We start from the raw sequence: 1,351 nt of genomic DNA on the forward strand, positions 1-1,351 counted from the left end.
TAACAGGGAAAAGGTTAGCATGTAACAGGGAAAAGGTTAGCATGTAACAGGGGAAAGGTTAGCATGTAACAGGGAAAAGGTTAGCATGTAACAGGCGAAATAATTATTTATACACATAAAGGATTTCTTTGTAAAAAAGATAATAGATATCTTTATTTTATTGACAACCTTTATTGATGATGATAAATTTGTTTTACTATGTTCATTAAGGGTAAAAATAAATGTGCTTAATGTGACTAAAAAAACAAAGATTAGACATCGAAATGGTATAAATAAAACGTTTGCTTCTATGCCTTTGGCTGCTAGAAGAATTCTATTTTTGATCATGGCGCAAATAGACTCAAAACGTTTAATAAAAGAAGGACAAATTTTTGAAATTTCGGCTAAAGATTATTCAGCATTGTGTTCCATCGATATAGATACTGCATATGAACAACTAAAAAAAGGAGCAGAACAACTTCATGCACAATCATTGAAAATTCCGCAAAGTGAACTACTAAAAGCTTTTACCAGAAGACCAAGTGAATTTCTTGAGAGTGAGAAACAATGGAGAGGTATGCGTTTGCTGCATATAACTGATTCTTGTAGTTATATCGATATGGAAGCCATTGTACAAGTTAGGTTTAGTAGGCAAGTAGAGCCTTACATATGTATGATAGAAAAAGATTTTACCACACAGGTACTTTTAAGTTCTGTTCGTATTGCAGATACAAACGCTAGTAATTTTTATCAGTACTTAAGAAAAAATATATCATCAGGTAAATCAAGATACTTTGAGATTGAAGTTGACAAACTAAGAGAAGATCTTGGCATTGAAAAGCATGAGACATATAAAAATTACAAATTTTTAAAAAGTCAGTTTATAGATCGCGCTATAAAGAAAATATTAAATATTACTGAGTTTAAAAAAATAGAAGTTAAAATCTTAGAAAGAAAAGGCAGAAAAGCTCATAAAATAATGATTAGCTATGAATATGAAAATTGTTAGTTAACGCTCCACGTCAGTGTTGAACGCACTGCCGTAGAGCTAATCCAAAGCCTAACTCTACTAGGAGTCGGACTATGCGAAATAGTACGCATATTGCACGCATAATGAAAGTGTGCGGCATATCAATCGAGCAGCTTTTGAGCTTTGCTCACACATCAAAATATCTTACACCCCGTCAGCGTGAGTACCTTCTGAGTATCGGAGGTGCAGCATGAAATCCGAGTTGATTAAATGCTTTTTGAGTAGCGGTGTTCCTTGTGGTTTTGCGGATAGTGAAGGGGAAATTAAGGCCAACGCTAAAATGGTAGATTTTCTCGGTTTGAATAAAGATGCGCCTGAAATGGTGACTTTATTAGAGAAAAT

General features: G+C 33.8%; 1 protein-coding gene. It reads left to right on the forward strand.

Translation table 11 applies throughout. The features are described from left to right. Window positions 1-232: 232 nt before the first annotated feature. On the forward strand, window positions 233-988 hold the full coding sequence (locus G468_RS21980; protein WP_162143449.1) for a replication initiation protein: 756 nt from the start codon (window positions 233-235) through the stop codon (window positions 986-988). Window positions 989-1,351: the final 363 nt, after the last annotated feature.

This window comes from Arsenophonus nasoniae DSM 15247, from assembly GCF_000429565.1.
Lineage (GTDB): Bacteria > Pseudomonadota > Gammaproteobacteria > Enterobacterales > Enterobacteriaceae > Arsenophonus > Arsenophonus nasoniae.